This window comes from Caenimonas terrae (genome assembly GCF_042655405.1).
Lineage (GTDB): Bacteria > Pseudomonadota > Gammaproteobacteria > Burkholderiales > Burkholderiaceae_C > Ramlibacter > Ramlibacter terrae_A.
In genome coordinates this window covers 291229-314573 of sequence record NZ_JBHSMF010000002.1, presented here as the reverse complement: position 1 = coordinate 314573, position 23345 = coordinate 291229, and the positions used below count along the sequence as shown (strand labels likewise).

The window sequence follows — 23345 nt, the reverse complement described above, 5'->3', positions numbered from 1 at the left end:
CATGCAGCCTCGCCTTCGCGGCGACCAGGCACCGGCATGGCAGGCGCTGCGCGCGCACGCCGCCAGCCCGGTCGACCTGAAGTCGGCGTTCGCGGCGGACCCGGGCCGCTTCGAGGCGTTCAGCCAGCAGGCGCCGCAGGTTTTTGCCGACCTGTCGAAGAACCGCATCGATGGCGCGGTGCAGTCGCTGCTGTTCCAGCTGGCGCGCCAATGCGGCGTCGAGCAGCACCGCGATGCGATGTTCGCCGGCGAGGCGATCAACAGCACCGAGGGCCGCGCGGTAAAACACTGGCTGCTGCGCAGCCCGCGCGGCGCGTCGGCCGATCCCGATGCGCAACTGGTTCATGCCACGCTGGATGCGATGCTGGACTACGCGGAGCGCATCCGCGCCGACGCCGCGATCACCGACGTCGTCAACATCGGCATCGGCGGCTCCGACCTCGGGCCGCAGATGGCGGTCACTGCCTTGCAGGAGTTCGTGCTGCCGGGCAAGCGCTTTCACTTCGTCTCCAATGTGGACGGCCACGAACTGGCGGCGGTGCTGCGCCAGGTCCGGGCGCAGAGCACGCTGTTCCTGCTCGCTTCCAAGACCTTCACCACCATCGAGACGATGACCAATGCGCGCTCGGCCCGGGCCTGGTTCGATGCGCAGGGCGGCAAGGAGGTGGCGCGCCACTTCGCTGCCATTACCACCAACGTCGCCGAGGCGAAGGCGTTCGGCATCGGGGCCACCTTCGGTTTCTGGGACTGGGTGGGCGGACGCTATTCGATGTGGTCGGCCATCGGCCTGCCGATCGCCATCGCCATCGGCGCGGACGGCTTCCGGCAGCTGCTGGCCGGCGCGCACGAGATCGACCAGCATTTCGCCGGCGCGCCGCTGGAGCAGAACCTGCCCGTGCGACTCGGGCTGCTGGATGTCTGGAACCGCAATTTCCTGGGCATGGGCAGCCGCAGCATCGCGCCGTACCACAGCGCGCTGCGCCGGCTGCCGGCCTACCTGCAGCAGCTGGAGATGGAAAGCAACGGCAAGCGGGTGGACCTGCAGGGCCGGCCGCTGGCGGCCGCCAGTTCGCCGGTGCTCTGGGGCGAGCCCGGCACCAACGGCCAGCACGCCTACTTCCAGATGCTGCACCAGGGCACGGACGTGGTGCCGGTAGAGTTCATCGCCGTCAGCCGCGCCTCCCACCGCCTGGAACGACACCAGGAGCTGCTGCTGGCCAATGCGCTGGCGCAGGCGCAGGCGCTGATGCAGGGCCGGGCCGACCCCGGCGGCCATCGCGACTTCCCCGGCAACCGTCCCAGCAGCTTCCTGCTGCTCGACGAGCTGACGCCCGCCAGCCTGGGCGCGCTGGTGGCGCTGAACGAGCACCGGGTGTTCGTCAGCGGCTCGGTGTGGGGCATCAACAGCTTCGACCAGTGGGGCGTCGAGCTGGGCAAGGTGCTGGCCACCGACATCGCGCAGCGGCTGGAGAGCGGCGACGTCTCCGGCCTGGACGCCTCGACCGCCGGCCTGCTGCGCCGTGTCCGCGCCTCCGGCTGAGCGCGGCCTATCGCGCCGCTGAGCTTCTGAATATCATTGCTGCGGGCAATCCGCCCGACATGAGGAGCCAGAGCAATGGACGAAATCCAAAAATCCGTCAAGACCTGCCTGAACAAATATGCGGACTTCAACGGGCGGGCAGCGCGGCCCGAGTTCTGGTGGTTCGTGCTGTTCTGGATCGTGGTGCTCGCGGTCACCGGCCTGGTCAGCAAATACCTGTACGCCATCGCCGCGCTCGCGCTGGTGGTCCCCGGCCTGGCCGTCGGCGCCCGCCGGCTGCACGACACCGGCAAGAGCGGGTGGTACCAGTTGATCGGCCTGATCCCCCTGGTCGGCGGACTGGTGGTGCTCTACCTGATGGCGCAGCAGGGCGAGCCCGCTGCCAACCGCTGGGGCAGCCCGCCCGACACCGCGCCGATGTCCTCTGCGGTGGCGCCGGGCCAGCAGTAACGCCGGGACGCAGACAAAAAAAGGCCGCTCGAAAGCGGCCTTTTTGCTGATTCACTGCCGCGCGGGCAGCGAACGGAGGGCTTACATGTCCATGCCGCCCATGCCACCCATGCCGCCCATGCCGCCGCCAGGCATGCCGCCGGCGCCGGACTCTTCCTTCGGCGCTTCGGCGACCATGGCTTCGGTCGTGAGCATCAGGGAAGCGACCGATGCGGCGTTCTGCAGTGCAGTGCGCGTCACCTTGGTCGGGTCCAGGATGCCCATTTCGATCATGTCGCCGTAGGTGTCGTTGGCGGCGTTGAAGCCGTAGTTGCCCTTGCCGGCCAGCACGGCGTTCACGACGACGGAGGCTTCGCCACCGGCGTTGTAGACGATCTCGCGCAGGGGCGATTCGATGGCCTTCAGGACCAGCTTGATGCCGGCTTCCTGGTCGGCGTTGTCGCCCTTGATGACGCCAGCGGACTGCTTGGCGCGCAGCAGCGCGACGCCGCCGCCGGCCACGATGCCTTCTTCCACTGCAGCGCGGGTGGCGTGCAGGGCGTCTTCGACGCGGGCCTTCTTTTCCTTCATCTCGACTTCGGTGGCCGCGCCGACCTTGATCACCGCAACACCGCCGGCCAGCTTGGCCACGCGCTCTTGCAGCTTTTCACGGTCGTAGTCGCTGGTGGCTTCCTCGATCTGGACGCGGACCTGCTTGACGCGCGCCTCGATGTCGCCGGCAGCGCCGCCGCCGTCGATGATCGTGGTGTTTTCCTTGCCCACTTCGATGCGCTTGGCCTGGCCCAGGTCGGCCAGGGTGACCTTCTCCAGCGTCAGGCCGACTTCTTCGGCGATGACCTTGCCGCCGGTCAGGATGGCGATGTCTTCCAGCATGGCCTTGCGGCGGTCGCCGAAGCCCGGAGCCTTGACGGCGACAACCTTCAGGATGCCGCGGATCGTGTTGACCACCAGGGTCGCCAGCGCTTCGCCTTCGACTTCTTCGGCGATCACCAGCAGCGGACGGCCCGACTTGGCCACTTGCTCCAGCACGGGCAGCAGGTCGCGGATGTTGCTGATCTTCTTGTCGTACAGCAGCACGAACGGGTTATCCAGCAACGCCGACTGCTTTTCCGGGTTGTTGATGAAGTAGGGCGACAGGTAGCCGCGGTCGAACTGCATGCCTTCGACGACGTCCAGTTCGCTGTCCAGCGACTTGCCGTCTTCCACGGTGATCACGCCTTCCTTGCCGACCTTGTCCATCGCGTCAGCGATGATCTTGCCGATGGCTTCGTCGCTGTTGGCCGAGATGGAGCCGACCTGCGCGATTTCCTTGGAGGTGGTGGTGGCCTTGGAGGCCTTCTTCAGCTGCTCGACCAGGGCGTGCACGGCCTTGTCGATGCCGCGCTTCAGGTCCATCGGGTTCATGCCGGCGGCCACGTACTTCATGCCTTCGCGGACGATGGCTTGCGCCAGCACCGTGGCGGTGGTGGTGCCGTCACCGGCGATGTCGCTGGTCTTGGAAGCGACTTCCTTGACCATCTGCGCGCCCATGTTCTGCAGCTTGTCCTTCAGCTCGATTTCCTTGGCCACGGACACGCCGTCCTTGGTCACGGTGGGGGCACCGAAGGAGCGCTCCAGCACCACGTTGCGGCCCTTCGGGCCCAGGGTCACCTTGACCGCGTTGGCCAGGATGTTCACACCCTCGACCATGCGCGCGCGGGCGTCGCCGCCGAAGATCACGTCTTTTGCTGCCATGTTGATTACTCCAATGATTCAGTTGAAATGGGGGATCGGATCGGTTGGGGACAGAGCGACCTGCGCGCGATGCGCGTGCCGGTCAGTCCCGCAAAGTCACTTGGTTTCGACCACCGCGAACAGGTCTTCTTCCTTCATGACCAGCAGTTCGTCGCCATCGACCTTGACGGTCTGGCCGCTGTACTTGCCGAACAGGACACGGTCGCCGACCTTGACGCCGACGGCGCTGATCTCGCCCTTGTCGTTCTTCTTGCCCGGGCCGACAGCCAGCACTTCGCCCTGGTCGGGCTTTTCAGCGGCGTTGTCCGGAATGACGATGCCGGAAGCGGTCTTGGTTTCGCTGTCGATACGCTTGACGATCACGCGATCGTGCAAAGGACGAAGTTTCATTGCATCTCCTAGAGAAACTGGATGGAAATTGAGGCGCCAAGGAAGTTAGCGCTCAGTCACGCATTGGAATCGGGGCTGTTAGCACTCAACTCCAGCGAGTGCTAATGATAAGCACTTTTGCAGTGACTTCAACTGGGACGGCAAAAAATCAGCCGCCGGCATCCGAAGACTTGTGGGTTCATATTTAGAATAGACAGTCACTCTTGTAACAAATGGAACGACCCTGATGCTGGACAACCTCAACGTGATCGCCTTCGGCAAGCACGACATCGACAACACCCTGAGCAAGCTCTCCAACGTGGAGATCGACCGGCTGGCGTTCGGCGCCGTGCAGCTCGACGCCGCCGGCAAGATCCTGAAGTACAACGCCGCCGAGGCAGGCATCACGGGCCGCAGCGCCGCCAGCGTGATCGGCCGCAATTTCTTCACCGAGGTGGCGCCGTGCACGGACGCGCCGAACTTCCGGGGCGTCTTCGACGCAGGCGTGAAGAGCGGCGAACTGAACGCGATGTTCGAGTACCTGTTCGACTACAACATGGCGCCGACCAAGGTGAAGATCCACATGAAGAAGGCCTTCGCCGGCGACACCTACTGGATCTTCGTCAAGCGCCTGTGATGCCCGCGGCTGAAGGCATGGCCGCCGGCGGCTGGTGGCGGTGCCGCACCGTGCTGCGGCGCTTCGTCGCCGACCTGGTCGAGGGCGAACTGGTGCGGCAACGCCGCAGCGCCACGGGCCGGGCGCGGCCCTGGCCGCAGGAGCTGGCATTCGACGCCGATCTCGGGGTCGATTCCCTCGAGCTGCTTGGCCTGGCGGCCGCCCTGGCCGAGAGCCTGCACCTGCACGAATCGGGCATCGAGGACTACCTGCTGCGCGAGCGCACCCTCGGAGGCTGGCTGGACGTGGCGCAGGCGGGTCTGGAGCGCCATTCCAGCCAGCTCACCTTCCGCACGTCCGGCAGCAACGGAGCGCCCAAGGCCTGCCGCCACAGCCTGGCCGGATTGCAGCAGGAGGTCGAGCACCACGCGCGCGTGGTCGGCAACCGGCGCCGCGTGCTGTCGGCCGTGCCCAGCCACCACATCTACGGCTTCCTGTTCAACCTGCTGCTGCCGCGGGCGCTGGGCCTGGGGGCGGACGCATTCGTCGACCTGCGCGACAGCAGCCCGGCGTGGCTCGCCCGCGGGGCGCGGCCCGGCGACCTGGTGGTCGCCCATCCGGATTACTGGCAGGCGGTGGCGCGGGCCGTGCCGTCCTTGGCGCCGGACGTCGTCGGCGTGACGTCCACCGCGCCCTGTCCGGACGCCGTCAGCGCCGCGGTCGAGGCCGCCGGCATTGCCCGGCTGGTCCATGTCTACGGTTGCTCGGAGTCGGGCGGGATCGGCTGGCGCAGCGGCTGGCGCGATCCGTACCGCCTGCTGCCGCACTGGGACTTCGTGCAGGGCGAGGACCGGCTGGTGCGGCGCCGGCCCGACGGATCGGCCGAGGAGATCGCCTGCCAGGACCGGCTCGACCGGCTCGGTGAGGACCTGTTTCGCGTGGCGGGCCGGCGTGACGAGGCGGTGCAGGTGGGCGGCGTGAACGTGTTCCCATCCCGAGTCGTCGCGGCGCTGCTGGAGCATCCGCTGGTGGAACAGGCCGCCGTTCGCCTGATGCGGCCGGACGAAGGAAGCCGCCTGAAAGCCTTCGTCGTGCCGGCTGCCGGCGTGCAGGGCGAGGCGTTGTTGCGTGAACTGGACGGGTGGACCGCCACCCGGCTGACAGCGGCGCAGCGGCCCCGGGCGATCCGGATCGGCGGGCGGCTGCCGGTCGGCGCCGGCGGCAAGGCCGCCGACTGGAGCATCGACGGCAAGGACGCAGCAATCTAGCGCTTCGCCCGGGGCGCCGCCGCTTGCCCGATATAGTCGACGGCGATGGACGACGTGCATGGCAGTTGACGAAGAGGGCAGGGGCGGGCGCGCGCGGCGCTACGCGGCAGCGGCGCAGGCCCACGTGGAAGGCCTGCACCCCTCGATCCGCGGCCTGCTGTGGGCGGCGGCGTCGGGCTTGCTGTTCGTCGTGCTCAATGCCGTCATGCGGGGGCTGTCGCTGGCGCTCTCGCCGTTCCAGACCCAGTTCCTGCGTTATGTCTTCGGGCTGCTGGTGATGCTGCCCTTCGTCCTGCGCAGCGGCGTCGGCGCCTACCTGCCGCACCGGATCGCGGGGCAGTTCCTGCGCGGCGGCGTCCACACCCTGGGCCTGTGCGTGTGGTTCCTTGCCATTCCCCACATCTCGCTGGCCGACACCACGGCGCTGGGCTTCACCACGCCGATCTTCATCATGATCGGCGCCGTGCTGGTGCTGGGGGAGCGCCTGCGCTGGGAGCGCTGGGTGGCCGCGCTGATCGGGTTTGCCGGGGTGCTGATCGTGGTCGCGCCCAAGCTCAGTGGCAGCGGCGGCGGCTTCCTGCTGGTGATGCTGGCCTCCAGCCCGTTGTTCGCCGCCTCGTTCCTGTTGACCAAGACCCTGACCAGGTTCGACCGGACCGAGGTGATCGTGGTCTGGCAGGCCATCACCGTCGCGCTCTTGAGCATGCCGCTGGGGCTGATGCAATGGCATTCCCCGTCGCCGTGGCAATGGGTGAGCTTCGTCCTGTGCGGCGTGCTGGGCAGCGCGGGCCACTACTGCCTGACCCGCTCCTTCACGGTGGCCGACATTTCCGCCACGCAGTCCGTCAAGTTCCTGGACCTGGTGTGGGCCGCGGCGCTGGGCTGGGTGATGTTCTCCGACCTGCCCAGCCGCTCGACCCTGGTCGGCGGCGCCGTGATCGCCGGCTCCACGCTGTGGATCGCGCGGCGGGAAAGCCGGCGCGCAGCGGCCTGATCGCGGCTACTCCTTCAGCCGGAATGCGGCGGCGCCGCCGTCGGTGTTGGCTTCGATCTCCCAGCGGCGGCGATGGAAGGCCTCCAGCGCCGGCCGGTGCGCGATCGAGACCAGCGCGCCGTCGACCTTCGCCAGCCGCGCCAGCAGGGTCCGGTACAGGCCTTCCTCGGTCTTCGGATCGAGCGCGCTGGTGGCTTCGTCGGCCAGCAGCCAGCGCGGGTTCTTCAGCAGCACCCGCGCGATCGCCAGCCGCTGGCGCTCGCCGCCGGACAGCTTCTGGCTCCAGGCGTCCTCGTCGTCCAGCCGCGCGGCCAGCTGCGGCAGCATCGCGTCGACCAGCGCCTGCTGCAGCGCCGGCTCCGTGTAGCGGGAGGCCGGCTCGGGATAGGCCACGGCGTCGCGCAGCTTGCCGTCCGGAAAGTAGGGGTTCTGCGGAATGCACATCACGTCGTCTGGCAGATCCACCTTGCCGGTGCCGAACGGCCAGATGCCGCCGATGGCCCGGAACAAGGTCGATTTGCCGCTGCCCGACGGCCCCTTGATCAGGACCGAGTCGCCCGGATTGACGCGCAGCGAGAGCTTCGACAGCAGCAGTTTTCCGTTCGGCAGCGTGATGTCCAGGCCGTCCGTGGCCAGCGCTGCGGCGCCGGTGGCCATGGCCGGGCCCTGGGTGGCAGACTGCGCGCTCAGGCTGTCCTCGAAGCTGGTCAGGCGGTCGGTGGTCGCGCGCCAGGCGGCCAGCGAGCTGTAGTTGTCGACGAACCAGGCCAGCGAATCCTGCACCTGCCCGAAGGCCGAGGAGATCTGCATCAGTTCGCCCAGCTGGATCGCGCCGCTGAAAAAGCGCGGCGCCGCCACCAGGAACGGGAACACGATCGCCGCCTGGCCGAAGAAGCTGGTGAACCAGATCAGGTTCTTCTGCGCCCTGATCAGGCGCAGGTAGTTGACCAGCACCCGCGAGAAGCGCAGGTCCAGGTGATCGCGCTCCACCGGCTCGCCCTTGTCCAGCGCGATCGCTTCGCTGTACTCGCGCACCCGGATCATGTGGTGGCGGAAATCAGCCTCGTAGCGCTGCTGCTGGAAGTTCAGCGGGATCTGCCGGCGCCCGATGTAATGGGTGATCACGCTGCCGACGATGCAGTACGCGATGGCCGCCCACACCATGAAGCCGTGGATCACGTACGTGCCGCCGCCGGCCGAGAAGGTGAATCCGCCGCTCAGCCCCCACAGGATGCCGACGAAGCTCGCCAGCGTCACCAGGGAATTGAGCAGGCCCATCGACAGGCCCACCGTGTAGCCGGTGAAGAGATTCAGGTCTTCCTGGATCCGCTGGTCCGGGTTGTCGGGCGCATCGCTGGTGGAATAGCGCGCCAGCTCCATGCGGTAGAACGCCTTGGCAGCCAGCCACCGCTGCAGGTAATGGTCCGTCATCCAGGCGCGCCAGCGCACTTCCAGCAGCTGGGTCATGTAGAACTTGTAGACCGCGATCACGATGAAGCCGAAGGCCAGGTAGGTGAAGCGTCCCAGCTGCTGCCAGAACACGGCCTGGTCGCGGTTCTGCAGGGCGTCGTAGAACAGCCGGTTCCATTCGTTGATCTGCACCGACATGTAGACCGTGCCCAGGTTCAGCAGCACGATCGCCAGCAGCATGCCGCGGGCCCTCCAGCGGTCCTCCGAGCGGAAATAGGGGGCGGCGAGCGCCCAGACCTTGCGCGCGGTGCTGCGGACCAGCGCGATCTTGGAGACCAGTTGCATGCGATGAGCCCCTTCTTCGGAAGGAGGCCATCCTAGCCTCTTGCCGGACCGCGTGTGGCTCAGGCGCGCGGGTTGGAAACGCCGCTGTTGACGTGGCCCGACGGCACGTGCCGCGCCGCATGGTTCACGTGGCCGGTCTGGTCGTCGAAGAAGAAGTCGGGCTCGAACTCGCGCAGGAATTCGCCCTTGGCCAGGCCGCCGAGGAACATCGCCTCGTCGACGTGGATGTTCCAGTCCATCAGCGTGCGGATGGCCCGCTCGTGCGCGGGCGCGCTGCGCGCCGTGACCAGCGCGGTGCGGATCTTCATTGCCGGCGTGCCGGCCTGCTGCAGCCGGTGCAGCGCCGCCAGCAGCGGCTTGAACGGCCCCTCGGGCAGCGGCTGGGCCGCCTTGCTCGATTCGTGCTGCTGGAACGCGTCCAGGCCCTGGGCCTGGAACACCTGCTCCGCTTCATCGGAAAACAGCACGGCGTCGCCGTCGAAGGCGATCCGCACTTCGTCCGGATAGTTGCTGCCGGCCAGCACCGATTCGGTCAGCACCCGGGCGGCGGGAAAGCCCGCCGCCAGCGCCTCGCGCACGTCGTCGGCGTTGGCCGAGAGGAACAGGTGCGCCCGCAGCGGCCGCAGGTAGCGGAACGGCGAGCGGCCCTGGGTGAACACGCCGCGCTCCAGCTTGATCTGGTTGGCGGCGCCGGAGCGGAAGATCCGCATGCCCGACACCGGATCGTTGCGCGACAGGATCACCACCTCCACCCGCTGCGCCGTGCTGTCGTTGAAGGCCAGCAGCTTCTTGATCAGGGAAAAGGCGATGCCCGGCGGCGCCGGCTGGTCCAGCCGCGCCAGCTGCAGGTTCATGTAGGCCTGCGGGTCGCCGCTCTCGAAGATCCGGTTCTCTTCCTCGAGGTTGAACAGGGCGCGCGAGGAGATCGCGACCACCAGCTTGTTGTCCAGGGATGCAGCCATCGGGCTACTTCACCCACTGGTTCAGCTGGATGATCGGCAGCAGCACCGCCAGCACGATCAGCATCACGACCAGGCCCATGGTCACGATCAGCAGCGGCTCCAGGATGGTGGCCAGCTGCATCGCGCGGCGCTGCACCTCGGTGCTCAATTGCGTGGCCGCGCGCTGCAGCATCACCGGCAGCTGGCCGGTCTGCTCGCCCAGCCGCGCGAACATGCTGAGCAGGCCGGGGAAGCGCTTCTTCTGCGCGATGGCGGAGGCCAGCGGCGCGCCTTCGCGCACCAGGATCGTGGCGTCCAGCGCGTCGGCCCGCATTGCGCGGTTGCTCAATGTCTCGGCTGCCGCCTGTAGCGCCTTCAGGATCGGCACGCCGGCGCCGGCCAGCATCGCCAGCGTGTTGGCGAAGCGGGACGCGTTGTAGCCGCGCGCCAGCCGGCCCAGCACCGGCAACTGCAGCCAGGCGGCATCGAAGCGCTCGCGGAAGGCCTCGTTGCGCAAGGCGGCGCGCAGGCCGAAGGCGCCCAGCACCAGCACGATCAGGGCGATCCAGCCGTACTGCCGCACCATCGCGCTCACGGCCAGCATGGCGACGGTGAGAAAGGGCAGCGCGTGCTTGCTGCCGGCAAAGACGTTGGCCACCTGCGGCACCACGTAGGCTACCAGGAACAGCACGATCGCGATCGCCACCAACGTCACGATCGCAGGGTAGAGCGCCGCGCCGACCAGCCGCGCTTTCAGGGTCTGGCGCTCTTCCAGGTCGTCGGCCAGCCGCTCCAGCACCAGGCCCAGGTGGCCGCTCTGCTCGCCGGCATTGACCACCGCGATGTAGATGTCCGAGAACTCGCGCGGATGCTGCGCCAGCGCCTTGGCGAACGAGGAGCCGGCGTTGACCTCGGCCCGCAGCGAGGCGACCAGGTTGCGCTCTTCTTCCTTCTCGGCTTCGTCGGTCAGCGCGGTGAGGGCGCGTTCCAGCGGCAGGCCCGAGGTGACCAGGCCGGCGATCTGCCGGGTCCAGATCGCCAGGCCGGTGGCGTTGAACACCGGCCGGCCGAACAGCCGCATGCCCAGGCCGAAGTTGCGTTCGTTCGCGGCACCGGCCGCGCCCGCGCCCACGGGCGAGACCTGCAGCGGCACCAGCGATTGCGCGCGCAGCTGGCTGCGCGCCGCCTTGGCGGTGTCGGCCTCCAGCACGCCCTTGAGGGTGCCGCCTTGGGCGTCGAGGGCTTCGAAGGAATACGCGGGCATGGGGCCATTATCCGGATTCGCGGCGGCACGCCGCCACGCCGGCGCGCGGCTCAGGCCTGGCGCAGCCGGAAACGCTGCAGCTTGCCGGTCTCGGTGCGCGGCAGGCTGTCCACGAATTCGATCTCGCGCGGGTACTTGAAGGGCGCGATGCTGGCCTTCACGTGGTCCTGCAGCGCTTTCACCATCACATGGTCGCCGTTGTGACCGGGCTTGAGCACGCAGAAGGCCTTGACGATCATCCCGCGCGCCTCGTCCGGCTTGCCGATCACGCCGCATTCGGCCACCGCCGGATGGCGCAGCAGCGCATCCTCCACCTCCGGCCCGCCGACGTTGTAGCCGGAGGTGATGATCATGTCGTCGGCGCGGGCGTCGAAGAAGAAGTAGCCGTCCTCGTCCTGGTGGAACGCGTCGCCGGGGTAGTTCCAGCCGGCCTTGACGTAATTGGCCTGGCGCGGGTCGTCCAGGTACTTGCAGCCGGTGGCGCCCATCACCGCCAGCTTGCCCACGGTGCCGCGCGGCACCTCGTTGCCGTCGTCGTCCACCACCTTGGCCCGGTAGCCGGGAACCACCTTGCCGATCGCCCCGCGCCGCACCTCGCCCGGGGGTGACGAGATGAAGATGTGGAACATCTCGGTGGCGCCGATGCCGTCGGTCATCTCGATGCCGCTGGCATCCTTCCACAGCTGGCGGGTGGCGTCGGGCAGGCCTTCGCCGGCGCTCACGCACAGCCGCAGCTTGCCGACGCCGTGCTGGCGCGCGAACGGCGCCATCTGGCGGTAGAAGGTGGGCGCGGTGTAGCAGATGGTGGCGCCGACGTCGTTGATGGTGCGCACCATGGTTTCCGGCGTGTACGGCGCGTCCGGGAAATGGACCGAGGCGCCGCCCCACATCGTGAAGATCAGCAGGCCGCCCAGGCCGAAGGTGAAGGCCAGCGGCGGCGAGCCGACCACGATGTCGTCCGGCGTCGGCCGCAGCACGTGGCGCGGCCAGGTCTCGCAGGCGGCCAGCACGTCGCGGTGGGTGTGGATCGCGGCCTTGGGCTTGCCGGTGGTGCCGGAGGTGAAGGCGAGCAGCGCGATGTCCTCCGCGGCGGTGGGACAGGCGGCGACAGGGGCGGGCGGCGCGGCATTGGCGGGCTGGGCCTGGGCATCGCCCGCCGCATTGAACACCACCACCGTGCGCAGCAGCGGGCGCTCCAGCCGCGCCAGGTCCAGTTCGTCCAGCAGCTTCAGCTCGCACAGTGCGACGGCCGGCTGCGCCTTGTCGATGATGTCGCCCAGCTCGCGCGAGCGCAGCAGCGGCATGGTCGGTACCGCCACCAGGCCGGCCTTGACCACCGCCAGCCAGGCCAGCGCGAGGCCGATGGAATTGCCGCCACGCAGCAGCACGCGGTTGCCCGGCGCCAGGCCGAGGTCCTGCGTCAGCATCCGGACGATGGCGTCGACGCGTTCGCGCGCCTGGGCGTAGGTCAGCGTCAGGCCGCTGGAGCGCAGCATCGGCCGGTCGCCGAACCCTTTCTCCGGCGCCTTGTCGAGCAACTCCTCCACCAGGTTCAGTTGCGCCGGGAATTGCAGCTCCGGCGCGTCGAGCAGCAGCCGCGGCATCAGGTCCGGCGGCGGCAGCCGCTCATGGACGAAACGATCGACCTGTGCGCTCATGCGTTCACCTCGGGGCCTTGCCTGGCGTGCTCCTTGACCTTGCCGAGCAGCTTGTGCAGCACGGCGATCTCCTTGTCCGTGAGGCCGGCAAAGGCATCCACCACCCATTGCGCATGGCTGGCTGCCATCTCCTGGAACGCCTTGCGCCCCTTGGGGGTGAGCAGCACGCGGTAGGCCCGGCGGTCGCCCTCGACGTCCACCCGGTCCACCAGCCCTTCGGCAGCCAGCTGGTCGGTGATGCCGGTGACGTTGCCGCCGGTGACCATCATCCGGCGCGACAGCTCGTTCATCTTCAGTCCCTCGGGCGAGCGTTCGAGCTGGGCCATGAGGTCGAAGCGCGGCAGCGTGGTGCCGAACTGCGAGCGCAGCTCGCTGCGCACCTGCTTTTCGATCAGCTGGGTGCAGGTCAGCAGCCGCAGCCACAGGCGCAGCGCGTCCGGTTGCCCGCCGTGGGCGCGCGCTTCCATGTCCATCACCGGCTCTCCGCTTGTCATCTAAATAGTTTAAGCCTCAACGAATTGCTGTCAACCGGGCGCTGCCCTCGGGTGGCAGGGAGAAAGCGCAGCCGTCCTACAACTGTCGTGTTGACTGCGGGCGGCAACATTCGCAAGAATTTGCATATGAACGCTCTGGTGCGAAAGATCGAGTCCCGCCTGGCGGGTTTGCCTGTTCCGGTTGCGATCCAGCTGCCCGCTGGCCAGCGGGTCGGGCCTGCCGCCGCCGCCGTCACCCTGTCCTTCAAGGACTGGTCGGGGCTGGCGACGATGGCAGCCGGCCAGATCGGGCGCATCGCGGAAGACTTCGTCGAAAGCCGGGTGCAGCTCGAAGGCCGGATGCGCGACCTGATGGCGGTGGCGGCCCGGCTGGTCCCCGGCAGCCCGGTGGAGAGCAATGCCAGCTGGTTCACCCAGCTGGCGCGCCGGGCCCGCTCGATCGCCCACCACTCGCCGCAGAAGGACGCCGAGCAGATCCAGTTCCATTACGACGTCTCGGACGATTTCTATGCGCTGTGGCTGGACCCGCGCCGGGTCTATTCCTGCGCCTATTACGCCAGCGCCGACATGTCGCTGGCGCAGGCGCAGGAAGCCAAGCTGGACCACATCTGCCGCAAGCTGATGCTCAGGCCCGGCGAGCGCTTCCTGGACATCGGCGCCGGCTGGGGCGGACTGCTGATGTGGGCGGCGGAGCATTACGGGGTCAACGCCACCGGCATCACGCTGTCGAAGAACCAGCACGCCCACGTGAACCGGCTGATCGACGCCCGGGGCCTGAAGGGCCGGGTCAGGATGGAACTGCGCGACTACCGCGAGCTGGACGAAGGGCAGGGCTTCGACAAGATCGCCTCGGTCGGCATGTTCGAGCACGTCGGCGAAGCCAACATGAACGCCTATTTCGGCAAGGTGCGGCGCCTGCTCAAGCCGGGCGGGCTGGTGATGAACCACGGCATCACGGCTGGCGGGGTGGGCAACAGCCAGGTCGGCGCCGGCATGGGCGACTTCATCGGCAAGTACATCTTCCCCGGCGGCGAATTGCTGCACATCAGCCATGTGCTCAAGGACATGGCGCTGGCCGGCCTGGAGATGGTGGACACCGAGAACCTGCGGCCGCATTACGCCCGCACGCTCTGGGCCTGGTCCGACGGGCTGGAGGCGCGGCTGGACGAGGCGCGGGCGGTGCTGGCGTCCACGCTCAGCGCGCCCGAGGCGGAGCGGGTGCTGCGCGCCTACCGCCTGTACCTGGCCGGTTGCGCGATGGGGTTTGAGCAAGGCTGGACTTCGCTGCACCAGATCCTGGCGACCCGGCCCGACCACGACCTGCAGTCCGGCTCGCTCAAAGGCGCACAATCGACCTATCCGTTCAAACGCGACTACATCTACCGTTGATGCTCTACAAGTTCAAATCCAAGGCGGCCGGTGACCTGATCATGCTGGAGCCCAATGGCCGGCAGGTGCTGCAAATCATCGGCAAGGAGCCGGGTGCCAAGGGCATCATCGAGCCGGGCCAGATGGCGTCCGCGATCCAGGCGCTGGAAGCCGCGATCGCGCGCGACGAAGCCGACCAGAAGCAGGCCGAGGCGGACGCCCAGGCCAAGGGCGACAAGCCGGTGCGGGCCGAAGGCATCTCGCTGCGCCAGCGCGCAGTGCCGTTCGTCGACATGCTGCGGCGCGCCGAGAAGGAAGGCGAAGACATCGTCTGGGGCGTGTAGCCCGCAGCCGATGCCCCCGGCGGCCTCAGTCCACCTTGGCGCCGGAATCCTTCACCACCTTCGCCCACTTGCGGTGCTCGCTCTCGATCAGTTGGGCGAATTGCGCCGGCGTGTTGCCGCTGGGGATCGCGCCCTGCGCCAGCAGTTTCTCCTTGATCGCCGGCGTCCCCAGTGACTTCGCCACTTCCTGCTGGATGCGGTTGACGATCTCGGGCGGGGTGCCGGCCGGCGCCAGCAGGCCGAACCACGAACTGGCGTCGAAGCCCTTCAGGCCCGCCGCCTGCTCGATGGTGGGCACGTCCGGCAGCGCGGCGGAGCGCTGCGCGCTGGTGACCGCCAGGGCCTTGAGCTTGCCGGCCTTGATCTGCGGCATCGACGACGGCAGGTTGTCGAACATCACGTCCATCGTTCCGCTGACCATGTCCATCAGCGCCGGACCGGAACCGCGGTACGGGAAGTGGACCATGTAGGTGCCGCTCATGCTCTTGAACAGCTCGCCCGCCAGGTGGATCGAGGTGCCGTTGCCGCTGGACGCCATGTTCAGCTTGCCGGGATGGGCCTTGGCGTAGCGGATGAAATCGGCGACGTTGTTGATGCCCAGGGCGCGCGCCTTCTCGGTCTGCATCACCATCACGTTGGGCACGCCGGCCACCAGCGTGATCGGCGCGAAGTCCTTGATCGGGTCGTAGGGCAGCTTGGCGTACAGCGCACGGTTGATGCCGTGCGTGCCGACCGTTCCCATCAGCAGCGTGTAGCCGTCCGGCGGCGAGTGGGCCACGATTTCCGCACCCACGTTGCCGCCGGCACCGGCGCGGTTGTCGACGATGAAGGGCTGGCCGAAGGCCTTGGACAGTTCCGGCGCGATCGCCCGCGCCAGGATGTCGGTGGTGCCGCCGGCCGCGAACGGCACGACGATGCGCACCGCCTTGGTCGGCCAGTTGCCCTGTGCCGCCGCCGGCAGGGCGGCCAGGCACAGCAGGCTGGAGGCGAGGGCGAGCGCGGCGCGGCGGCCGGGACGGACGAATGGGTTCAATGCGCTCTCCTGCGGGGGCTCAGTCGGCGTAGACGCCGGCGGCCTTGATGATCGGGCTCCACTTGGCGATTTCGGACAGCACGAACTTCTTGTGCTCGGCCGGTTCCATGCGCTTGTCGCTGACGACCACCGCGCCCAGGCTTTCCTGGCGCTTGATGAACTCGGGGTCCTTCAGGGCGATCTTGAGCGCGTCGTTGATCTTCTTCTGCACGTCGGCCGGCGTGCCCTTGGGCGCGTACAGGCCGTGCCAGATCGTCACCTGGAAGTCCTTCAGGCCCACTTCCTGCAGCGTCGGCAGGTCCTTGAGCGCCGGAATGGTCAGGCGCTTGGCGGTGGTCACCGCGAACGCCTTCACCTTCTTGGCCTCGATCTGGCTGGTGGTGTTGGTGCTCTGGTCGCACATCAGGTCGATCTGGCCGCCGATCAGGTCGGTCATCGCCGGGCCCGTGCCCTTGTACGGGACCGGCACCATGTCGGTCTTGACGGCGCTCTGGAACAGCAGCCCGCACAGGTGCGAGGCCGAACCGACGCCGGCGTTGCCCAGGTTGATCTTGCCCTTGTTCTGGTGGATCCAGGTGGTGAGCTCGCGGAAGTTGCTGGCCGGCAGCGAGGGCTTGCCGATCAGCGTCATGGGCACGTCGTTGACCATGCCCAGGTATTCGAAATCGCTTTCCACCTTGAACGGGATGTTGCGCACCAGGGTCGGCATGGTGGCCATGCCCACGTGGTGCAGCAGCAGCGTGTAGCCGTCCGGCGCTGCGCGCGCCACCTTGTTGGCGCCGATCGAGCCGCCGGCGCCGGAGGCGTTGTCGACCACGATGGTGGCGCCGCCCAGGGGCTTGCGCAGCGCTTCGGACAGGTCGCGCGCGACGCGGTCGGTCGGGCCGCCGGCGGCGAAGGGCACGACGATGGTGATCACCTTGTCCTTTTGCGGATAGTCGGCGGCATGGGCGCCGAACGCAAGGCCGGCCAGCGCGGCCAGCGACACGAGCGACAGGGCGATTTTCTTCATGGATGGCGCTCCTTCTTGGATGAGGCCCAGATGGTAAGTGCCGCAGCCGGCCTTTCCATGGCGGGAATTACGTAGCGCCCTTGTGTTCATTTGTAGCTGCGCGCGTCCTCGATCACCTTGCCGTCATTGGGCAGGCTGCCGGGGGCGAACAGCTGCACCTCGGCCCGCAGCTTCGTCACGTCGCGGATCGCCTGCCCGATGCGCTGGTCCAGCCCGTCGGCCGCGGCGGCCGCCTCCACCTGCAGCGTCATCGCGTCGTTGGCCATCTCGCCGCTGACCACCAGCCGGCCCTTGAGCAGCTCGGGAAAGCGGCGCAACACCTCGGCCACCTGGCCCGGATGGACGAACATGCCGCGCACCTTGGTGGTCTGGTCGGCGCGTCCCATCCAGCCGCGGATCCGGGCGTTGGTGCGGCCGGTGGGGCAGGCCCCGGGCAGCAGCGCCGACAGGTCGCCGGTGCCGAAGCGCACCAGCGGGTAGTCCGGGTTCAGCGTGGTGACCACCAGCTCGCCGACCTCGCCCGCGGGCACCGGGTCGCCAGTGCCGGGTCGCACGATCTCCACGATCACGCCTTCGTCCAGCACCAGGCCCTCGCGCGCCTCGGTCTCGTAGGCGATCGATCCCAGGTCGGCGGTGGCGTAGCACTGGTAGCCGGTGACGCCGCGCTCGGCCAGCCAGTCGCGCAGGCTGGGCGGAAAGGCCTCGCCGCCGACCATCGCCTTGCGCATGCTGGGCAGCGGCACGCCCATCTCGGCGGCCTTCTCCACGATGATCTTCAGGAAGCTGGGCGTGCCCACATAGCCGGCCGGCCGCAGTTCGGCGATCGCGTTGACCTGCTGCTCGGTCTGGCCGGTGCCGCCGGCGAACACGCTGCAACCCAGCGTGTGGGCGCCGGTCTCCATCATCGAGCCGGCCGGCACGAAGTGGTAGCTGAAGCAGTTGTGGATCAGCTCGCCGCTGCGAAAACCGGCGGCGAACAGCGCCCGCGCCAGCCGCCAGTAGTCGGGCCGCGCCCCCTGCGGTTCGTAGATGGTGCCGGGGCTGGCGAAGACGCGCGGCATCCGCGGGCCGTAGCGCACAGCGCTGAAGCCGCCGAAGGGATCGGCCTGGCGGCCCTGCACCTGCAGTTCGAGCAGTTCGTGCTTGCGGATGACGGGCAGGCGCGCCAGCGCGCCGCGGCTGGTGATGGAGGCCGCGTCGATGCCGGCCAGGATGCTGGCGAAGGCGGCGCTCTCGCGCTGCGCATGGGCCACCTGCGCCGGCAGTGCCGCCATCAGCTCCGCTTCGCGCTGCGCAGGGTCGCGCGTCTCGAGGGCGTCGAAATAGCTGTTCATTCGATGGTCCATCCCTTCAGGCCAGCCAGCGCTTGCGCCGCTTGTAGCTCTTGACGTCGCGAAAGCTCTTGCGCTCGCCGCCGCCCACGCCCAGGTAGAACTCCTTGACGTCCTCGTTGGTGGCCAGTTCGGCGGCCGGGCCGTCCATCACCACGCGGCCGCTTTCCATGATGTAGCCGTAGGTGGAGTAGCGCAGCGCCATGCTGGTGTTCTGCTCCGCCAGCAGGAAGGTCACCCGTTCCCTGGCGTTGAGGTCCTTCACGATCTCGAACACCTCCTCGACGATCTGCGGCGCCAGCCCCATCGACGGCTCGTCCAGCAGCACCATGCTCGGGTTGGCCATCAGCGCGCGGCCGATGGCGCACATCTGCTGCTCGCCGCCCGAGGTGTACGCCGCCTGCGAAGTGCGCCGCTGCTTCAGGCGCGGGAAATAGGCGTAGACCTTGTCCAGGTTGGCGGCGATTTCCGCCTTGTTGCGGCGCGTGTAGGCGCCGGTCAGCAGGTTCTCCTCGATGGTGAGGTGGGCGAAGCAGTGGCGCCCCTCCATCACCTGCACCACGCCGCGCTGCACCAGGTCGGCGGGGGACAGGTTCTCGATGCGCTCGCCGCGCAGCTCGATCGAGCCCTTGGTGACCGCGCCGCGCTCTCCCTTGAGCAGGTTCGACACGGCGCGCAGCGTGGTGGTCTTGCCGGCGCCGTTGCCGCCCAGGATGGCGACGATGCTGCCCTCGGGCACCTGCAGCGACACGCCCTTGAGCACCAGGATCACGTGGTTGTAGATGACCTCGATGCCGTTGACGTTCAGGACGATGTTGGATGTGCTCATGAATGTGTTCACCAAATGAAAGGCTCTGGCCTTTCATTTGGCGGCTCGTGGGAGCCGCTGCCCCTCCCGCCAGGCGGGAGGGGTTGGGGAGGGTGCCGTCAATCCCTGGCAATTGCCAGCGGATCGGCGCAGCCGATCAAGACTGGCAGTCCGCCGCGGTACGGCGCGCCATCTTCTTGTCCGCCAGGTATTTCTCGGCGCCGGCCTTGACCATCGGCTTGATGATCTGCTCGTCGGCCTGGATGAAATCGGAGCTGAAGACCCACTTGCTGCCGTCCCAGGTCTGCACGCGGGCCCAGGTGGAGCCCATGTGGTCGGAGCAGCTGGTGGACAGCGGCCGCATCACGCCGGCGAAGCCCAGCGCGTCGAGCCGCTTCTGGTCCAGCGCCAGGTTCTCCAGCCCCCAGCGCACCTGCTCGCCGGTCATGACCTTGCCCTTGCCGAAGCGCTCCTGCGCCCGCCGCACGGCCTCCACGCCCAGCATCTGGATGATGACGCCGCGCGTGTACAGCACTGTGCCGACCTCGTCGCGCGGGCCGGTGCCCTGGCCCTTGCCGTGCACATACTTCAGGATGTCCTGGATCACCTTGGGCTGCTGGCCCGAGGTGTTGAGCGCCAGCGCGTTGTAGCCCTTGGCGCCTTCACCCACGTCCTTCACGTCCGGCTCCGCGCCCGACCACCAGACGCCGTACATCTTCTCGCGCGGATAGCCGGTGGCCTGCGCTTCCTTCAGCGCGGTGGAGTTCATCACGCCCCAGCCCCACAGCAGCACGTAGTCCGGGCGCATCTGGCGCACCTGCAACCAGGCGGCCTTCTGCTCCACGCCGGGCGCAGTGACCGGGATCAGCTCCAGGTTGAAGCCGTGCATCTTGGCGCGCTCCTGCAGCAGCGGGATCGGCTCCTTGCCGAACGGCGAGTCGTGGTAGACCAGCGCGATCTTCTTGCCCTTGAGCTTGTCGAAGCCGCCTTCCTTCTTGGCGATGTGCTGGATCAGGATGTCGGCGCCGGTCCAGTAGCTTCCCATCAGCGGGAAGTTCCACTTGAAGGCCTGACCATCCTGCGACACCGACAGCCCGTAGCCCAGCGTGATCAGCGGGATCTTGTCGGTGGGAACCTTCTCGGTCAGCGCGAAGGTGATGCCGGTGGCCTGCGGATCGAACAGCGCGACGCCGGGACGGCTCTTGAGGCGTTCGTAGCACTCGACGCCGCGGTCGGTGGCGTAGCCGGTTTCGCATTCCTCGAAGGTCAGCTTGACGCCGTTGACCCCGCCGTCGCGGGCGTTGATCATCTTGAGGTAATCCTGCTTGCCGTTCGCCCAGGGCGTGCCGTTGGGCGCGTAGGGTCCGGTGCGGTACGAGAGCAGCGGGAAGAACTGCTCCTTGGCCTGGGCGAAGGCGCTGGGCGCCATCGCGACGGCCAGCAGGGTGGCCAGGACATACTTCGAAAGCTTCATTGGTGTCTCCTGTGATGAAGGGAAGCGGGACGGGAACTCAATGCGGGAACGGCCACAGGCGCAGCTTCTGCTTGCCGGTGGACCAGAGCTTGGCCAGGCCGTGCGGCTCGACGATCAGGAACCACACGATCAGGCCGCCGAAGATCATCAGCTCGGCGTGGGCGATGCCGGCGGTGCCGATGTCGGCGTTGACCAGCCGGGCCAGCTGCGGCAGGAACTGGTTCAGCGCGATCGGCAGCACCACGATGAAGGCGGCGCCGAAGAAGGCGCCCATGATCGAGCCGAGCCCGCCGATGATCACCATGAACAGCAGGCGGAACGACAGCTCCACCGAGAACGCCGCCGGCTCCCAGGAGCCGAGGTAGACGAAGGCCCACAGCGCGCCGGCGACGCCGATGATGAAGGAGCTGACGGCGAAGGCGCTGAGCTTGGCGTACATCGGCCGGATGCCGATCACGGCGGCGGCCACGTCCATGTCGCGGATCGCCATCCATTCGCGGCCGATCGCGCCGCGCACCAGGTTCTTGGCCAGCAGCGCGATCACGGCCAGCAGCACCAGGCAGAACCAGTACTTGCCGATCGCGCTGTCGATCGAGACGCCGAACACCTGCAGGCTGTTGACGGACACCGAGCCCGAGGGCGAGTCGTTGGTCAGCCACTTGATCCGCAGGAACATCCAGTCGCTGAAGAACTGCGCGGCCAGCGTGGCGACGGCCAGGTACAGCCCCTTGACCCGCAGGCTGGGCAGGCCGAACAGGATGCCGAACGCAGTGGCGCAAAGCCCGCCCAGGATCAGCGCCAGCACCAGCGGCATGCCCGGCACGCGCACGAAGAAATTGAAGGCGCCGTACGCGCCGACCGCCATGAACGCGCCCGAGCCCAGCGAGATCTGGCCGCAGTAGCCCACCAGGATGTTCACGCCCAGGGCGGCCAGCGCCATGATCAGGAACGGGATCAGGATGGCGCGGAACATGTAGTCGCTGGCCATGCCCGGCACGACGACGAAGGCCACCACCAGCAGCAGCGCGATGAAGACGCGGTCCTGCGCGATCGGGAAGATCTGCTGGTCGGACCGGTAGCTGGTCTTGAACTGGCCGTTTTCTCTGTACAGCATGGCGTCAGACCCGATCGATGATTTTCTCGCCGAACAAGCCCTGCGGCCGGATCAGCAGCACGCCCAGCGCGAGCACGTAGGCGAACCAGATCTCGATGCCGCCGCCCACCATCGGGCCGATGTACACCTCCGACAGCTTTTCGCCGACGCCGATGATCAGCCCGCCCAGGATGGCGCCGGGCACCGAGGTGAGGCCGCCCAGGATCACGACCGGCAGCGCGCGCAGCGCCACGGTCGCCAGCGAGAACTGCACGCCCAGCTTGCTGCCCCAGATCATTCCCGCCACCAGCGCGACAACGCCGGCGACGCACCAGACGATCACCCAGATCCGCCCCAGCGGAATGCCGATCGATTGCGCCGCCTGATGGTCGTCCGCCACCGCACGCAGGGCGCGGCCGGTGCCGGTCTTCTGGAAGAACAGGCTCAGGAGCACGACCAGCACGGCGGCGATCAGCGCGGCATACAGGTCTTCCTTGTTGATCAGGATGCCGCCCGGGAACACCTTGTCCAGCACGAAGACCGGGTCCTTGGGCATGCCGATGTCGATCTTGTAGATGCTGCTGCCGAACAGCGTCTGGCCCAGGCCCTCGAGGAAATAGGCGATGCCCAGGGTGGCCATCAGCAGGGTCGCGCCTTCCTGGTTCACCAGGTGGCGCAGCACCAGCCACTCCACCAGCCAGGCCACCACGAACATCAGCGCGCCGGCCAGCACGAAGGCCAGCAGGTCGGCCGCCACCTTGTTCTGCAGCCCCGTCAGCTGCGGGATCCATTCCGACAGGCGCGCCATCGCCAGCGCCGCGAACAGCACCATGGCGCCCTGGGCGAAGTTGAACACGCCGGAGGCCTTGAAGATCAGCACGAAGCCGAGCGCCACCAGCGAATAGAGCATGCCGGCCATCAGGCCGCCGAGCAGGGTTTCGAGAAAGAAGGCCATCTGGTTGGTCTCAGTGCGAAGTGCCGAGGTAGGCCCGGATCACGTCCTCGTTGGCGCGGACGTCCGCGGGCGTGCCGTCGCCGATCTTCCTGCCGTAGTCCAGCACCACGACGCGGTCGCTGATGTCCATCACCACGCCCATGTCGTGCTCGATCAGGACCACCGTGGTGCCGAACTCGTCGTTCACGTCCAGGATGAAGCGGCACATGTCCTGCTTCTCCTCCACGTTCATGCCGGCCATCGGCTCGTCCAGCAGCAGCACCTGCGGCTCCATCGCCAGCGCCCGTCCCAGGTCCACCCGCTTCTGCAGCCCGTAGGACAGCTGGCCGACCGGCGTCTTGCGGTGGGCCTGGATCTCCAGGAAGTCGATGATGTGTTCGACGAATTCGCGCTGCTCGATCTCTTCGCGCTGCGCCGGGCCGATCCGCAGCGCCTGCAGCAGCAGGTTGCTTTTGATCTTGAGGTTGCGGCCGGTCATGATGTTGTCCAGCACGCTCATGCCCTTGAACAGGGCCAGGTTCTGGAAGGTGCGGGCCACGCCCATCTCGGCCACCTGCCGGCTGTTCATGTGGCGGAAGGTGCGCCCGCGCAGGCTGATGCTGCCCTGCTGCGGCTGGTAGACGCCGTTGATGCAGTTGAGCATCGAGCTCTTGCCGGCGCCGTTGGGGCCGATGATGGCGCGGATCTCGTGCTCGCGGACGTCGAACGAGATGTCGGTCAGCGCCTTGACGCCGCCGAAGGCCAGCGAGATGTCCTTGACCTCCAGGATCACCGGGCCCAGCCGGCGGCCCGCCGGCGCCGCGCCAGGGGGGGCGGTGTCCATGGTTGCGGCGTCGCCCATGAT

General features: G+C 67.9%; 22 protein-coding genes. 7 read left to right on the top strand and 15 right to left on the bottom strand.

Annotated features, from left to right (window positions below; translation table 11 throughout):
- The first annotated feature begins 1 nt into the window (after position 1).
- Positions 2–1540, top strand: coding sequence for a glucose-6-phosphate isomerase (gene pgi / locus ACFPOE_RS01550; protein WP_376848235.1), 1539 nt, complete (start codon positions 2–4; stop codon positions 1538–1540).
- Positions 1541–1615: 75 nt separating this feature from the next.
- Positions 1616–1990: a DUF805 domain-containing protein gene (locus ACFPOE_RS01545; RefSeq protein ID WP_376848234.1), complete on the top strand. Its 375-nt coding sequence runs from the start codon at positions 1616–1618 to the stop codon at positions 1988–1990.
- An 81-nt stretch (positions 1991–2071) separates the two neighbouring features.
- Here ACFPOE_RS01545 and groL read toward each other — a convergent pair whose 3' ends face one another.
- Together groL and ACFPOE_RS01535 are read right to left on the bottom strand one after the other, a co-directional pair.
- A complete protein-coding gene (gene groL / locus ACFPOE_RS01540) occupies positions 2072–3724 on the bottom strand; it encodes a chaperonin GroEL (protein WP_376848233.1) in 1653 nt (550 codons plus the stop codon).
- A gap of 96 nt (positions 3725–3820) precedes the next feature.
- A complete protein-coding gene (locus ACFPOE_RS01535) occupies positions 3821–4114 on the bottom strand; it encodes a co-chaperone GroES (protein ID WP_376848232.1) in 294 nt (97 codons plus the stop codon).
- A 226-nt stretch (positions 4115–4340) separates the two neighbouring features.
- On the opposite strand from ACFPOE_RS01535, the gene pyp reads away from it, so the two are divergent.
- The 3 genes from pyp to ACFPOE_RS01520 are packed head-to-tail and all read left to right on the top strand — an operon-like array spanning position 4341 to position 6971.
- The gene (gene pyp / locus ACFPOE_RS01530) at positions 4341–4730 is read left to right on the top strand and encodes a photoactive yellow protein (protein ID WP_376848231.1); all 390 of its coding nucleotides are present in this window, start codon (positions 4341–4343) and stop codon (positions 4728–4730) included.
- Positions 4730–5977 (top strand): AMP-binding protein, encoded by a 1248-nt coding sequence (locus ACFPOE_RS01525; RefSeq protein ID WP_376848230.1) that lies wholly within the window; start codon positions 4730–4732, stop codon positions 5975–5977. Before pyp ends, ACFPOE_RS01525 begins: the two co-directional genes overlap by 1 nt.
- A 58-nt stretch (positions 5978–6035) precedes the next feature.
- Positions 6036–6971 (top strand): DMT family transporter, encoded by a 936-nt coding sequence (locus ACFPOE_RS01520; RefSeq protein WP_376848229.1) that lies wholly within the window; start codon positions 6036–6038, stop codon positions 6969–6971.
- Between the two features lie 6 nt (positions 6972–6977).
- On the opposite strand, the gene ACFPOE_RS01515 is transcribed toward ACFPOE_RS01520, so the two are convergent.
- The 5 genes from ACFPOE_RS01515 to ACFPOE_RS01495 are packed head-to-tail and all read right to left on the bottom strand — an operon-like array spanning position 6978 to position 13062.
- Positions 6978–8726 carry an ABC transporter ATP-binding protein/permease gene (locus tag ACFPOE_RS01515; RefSeq protein ID WP_376848228.1) on the bottom strand — a complete coding sequence of 583 codons (1749 nt, stop codon included), beginning with the start codon at positions 8724–8726 and terminating at the stop codon, positions 6978–6980.
- Between the two features lie 59 nt (positions 8727–8785).
- Positions 8786–9688, bottom strand: coding sequence for a 5'-nucleotidase (locus ACFPOE_RS01510; protein ID WP_376848227.1), 903 nt, complete (start codon positions 9686–9688; stop codon positions 8786–8788).
- A 4-nt stretch (positions 9689–9692) separates the two neighbouring features.
- Positions 9693–10931 (bottom strand): type II secretion system inner membrane protein GspF, encoded by a 1239-nt coding sequence (gspF, locus tag ACFPOE_RS01505; RefSeq protein ID WP_376848226.1) that lies wholly within the window; start codon positions 10929–10931, stop codon positions 9693–9695.
- 50 nt (positions 10932–10981) lie between these two features.
- Complete coding sequence (locus ACFPOE_RS01500) at positions 10982–12589, bottom strand: AMP-binding protein (RefSeq protein ID WP_376848225.1); 1608 nt, start codon at positions 12587–12589, stop codon at positions 10982–10984.
- Entirely contained in the window at positions 12586–13062 is a 477-nt protein-coding gene (locus tag ACFPOE_RS01495; protein WP_376848784.1) for a MarR family winged helix-turn-helix transcriptional regulator, read from the bottom strand. Before ACFPOE_RS01495 ends, ACFPOE_RS01500 begins: the two co-directional genes overlap by 4 nt.
- Before the next feature lie 147 nt (positions 13063–13209).
- Here ACFPOE_RS01495 and ACFPOE_RS01490 point away from each other — a divergent pair, with 147 nt between their 5' ends.
- Positions 13210–14472, top strand: coding sequence for a class I SAM-dependent methyltransferase (locus ACFPOE_RS01490; protein WP_376848224.1), 1263 nt, complete (start codon positions 13210–13212; stop codon positions 14470–14472).
- Entirely contained in the window at positions 14472–14795 is a 324-nt protein-coding gene (locus ACFPOE_RS01485; RefSeq protein WP_376848223.1) for a DUF1840 domain-containing protein, read from the top strand. Before ACFPOE_RS01490 ends, ACFPOE_RS01485 begins: the two co-directional genes overlap by 1 nt.
- A gap of 25 nt (positions 14796–14820) precedes the next feature.
- Here ACFPOE_RS01485 and ACFPOE_RS01480 read toward each other — a convergent pair whose 3' ends face one another.
- From ACFPOE_RS01480 to ACFPOE_RS01445, 8 genes are all read right to left on the bottom strand, one after another.
- The gene (locus ACFPOE_RS01480; RefSeq protein WP_376848222.1) at positions 14821–15828 is read right to left on the bottom strand and encodes a tripartite tricarboxylate transporter substrate binding protein; all 1008 of its coding nucleotides are present in this window, start codon (positions 15826–15828) and stop codon (positions 14821–14823) included.
- A gap of 19 nt (positions 15829–15847) precedes the next feature.
- Positions 15848–16840 carry a tripartite tricarboxylate transporter substrate-binding protein gene (locus tag ACFPOE_RS01475; RefSeq protein WP_376848221.1) on the bottom strand — a complete coding sequence of 331 codons (993 nt, stop codon included), beginning with the start codon at positions 16838–16840 and terminating at the stop codon, positions 15848–15850.
- 86 nt (positions 16841–16926) lie between these two features.
- Positions 16927–18174 carry a phenylacetate--CoA ligase family protein gene (locus ACFPOE_RS01470; protein ID WP_376848220.1) on the bottom strand — a complete coding sequence of 416 codons (1248 nt, stop codon included), beginning with the start codon at positions 18172–18174 and terminating at the stop codon, positions 16927–16929.
- 16 nt (positions 18175–18190) lie between these two features.
- Positions 18191–19000, bottom strand: a complete 810-nt coding sequence (locus ACFPOE_RS01465) for an ABC transporter ATP-binding protein (RefSeq protein WP_376848219.1) — start codon at positions 18998–19000, stop codon at positions 18191–18193.
- Positions 19001–19136: 136 nt separating this feature from the next.
- Complete coding sequence (locus ACFPOE_RS01460) at positions 19137–20453, bottom strand: ABC transporter substrate-binding protein (RefSeq protein ID WP_376848218.1); 1317 nt, start codon at positions 20451–20453, stop codon at positions 19137–19139.
- 37 nt (positions 20454–20490) lie between these two features.
- Positions 20491–21567: a branched-chain amino acid ABC transporter permease gene (locus ACFPOE_RS01455; protein ID WP_376848217.1), complete on the bottom strand. Its 1077-nt coding sequence runs from the start codon at positions 21565–21567 to the stop codon at positions 20491–20493.
- A 4-nt stretch (positions 21568–21571) separates the two neighbouring features.
- Positions 21572–22501, bottom strand: a complete 930-nt coding sequence (locus tag ACFPOE_RS01450) for a branched-chain amino acid ABC transporter permease (protein ID WP_376848216.1) — start codon at positions 22499–22501, stop codon at positions 21572–21574.
- A 10-nt stretch (positions 22502–22511) separates the two neighbouring features.
- On the bottom strand, positions 22512–23342 hold the full coding sequence (locus ACFPOE_RS01445; protein WP_376848783.1) for an ABC transporter ATP-binding protein: 831 nt from the start codon (positions 23340–23342) through the stop codon (positions 22512–22514).
- Between the last annotated feature and the right edge of the window lie 3 nt (positions 23343–23345).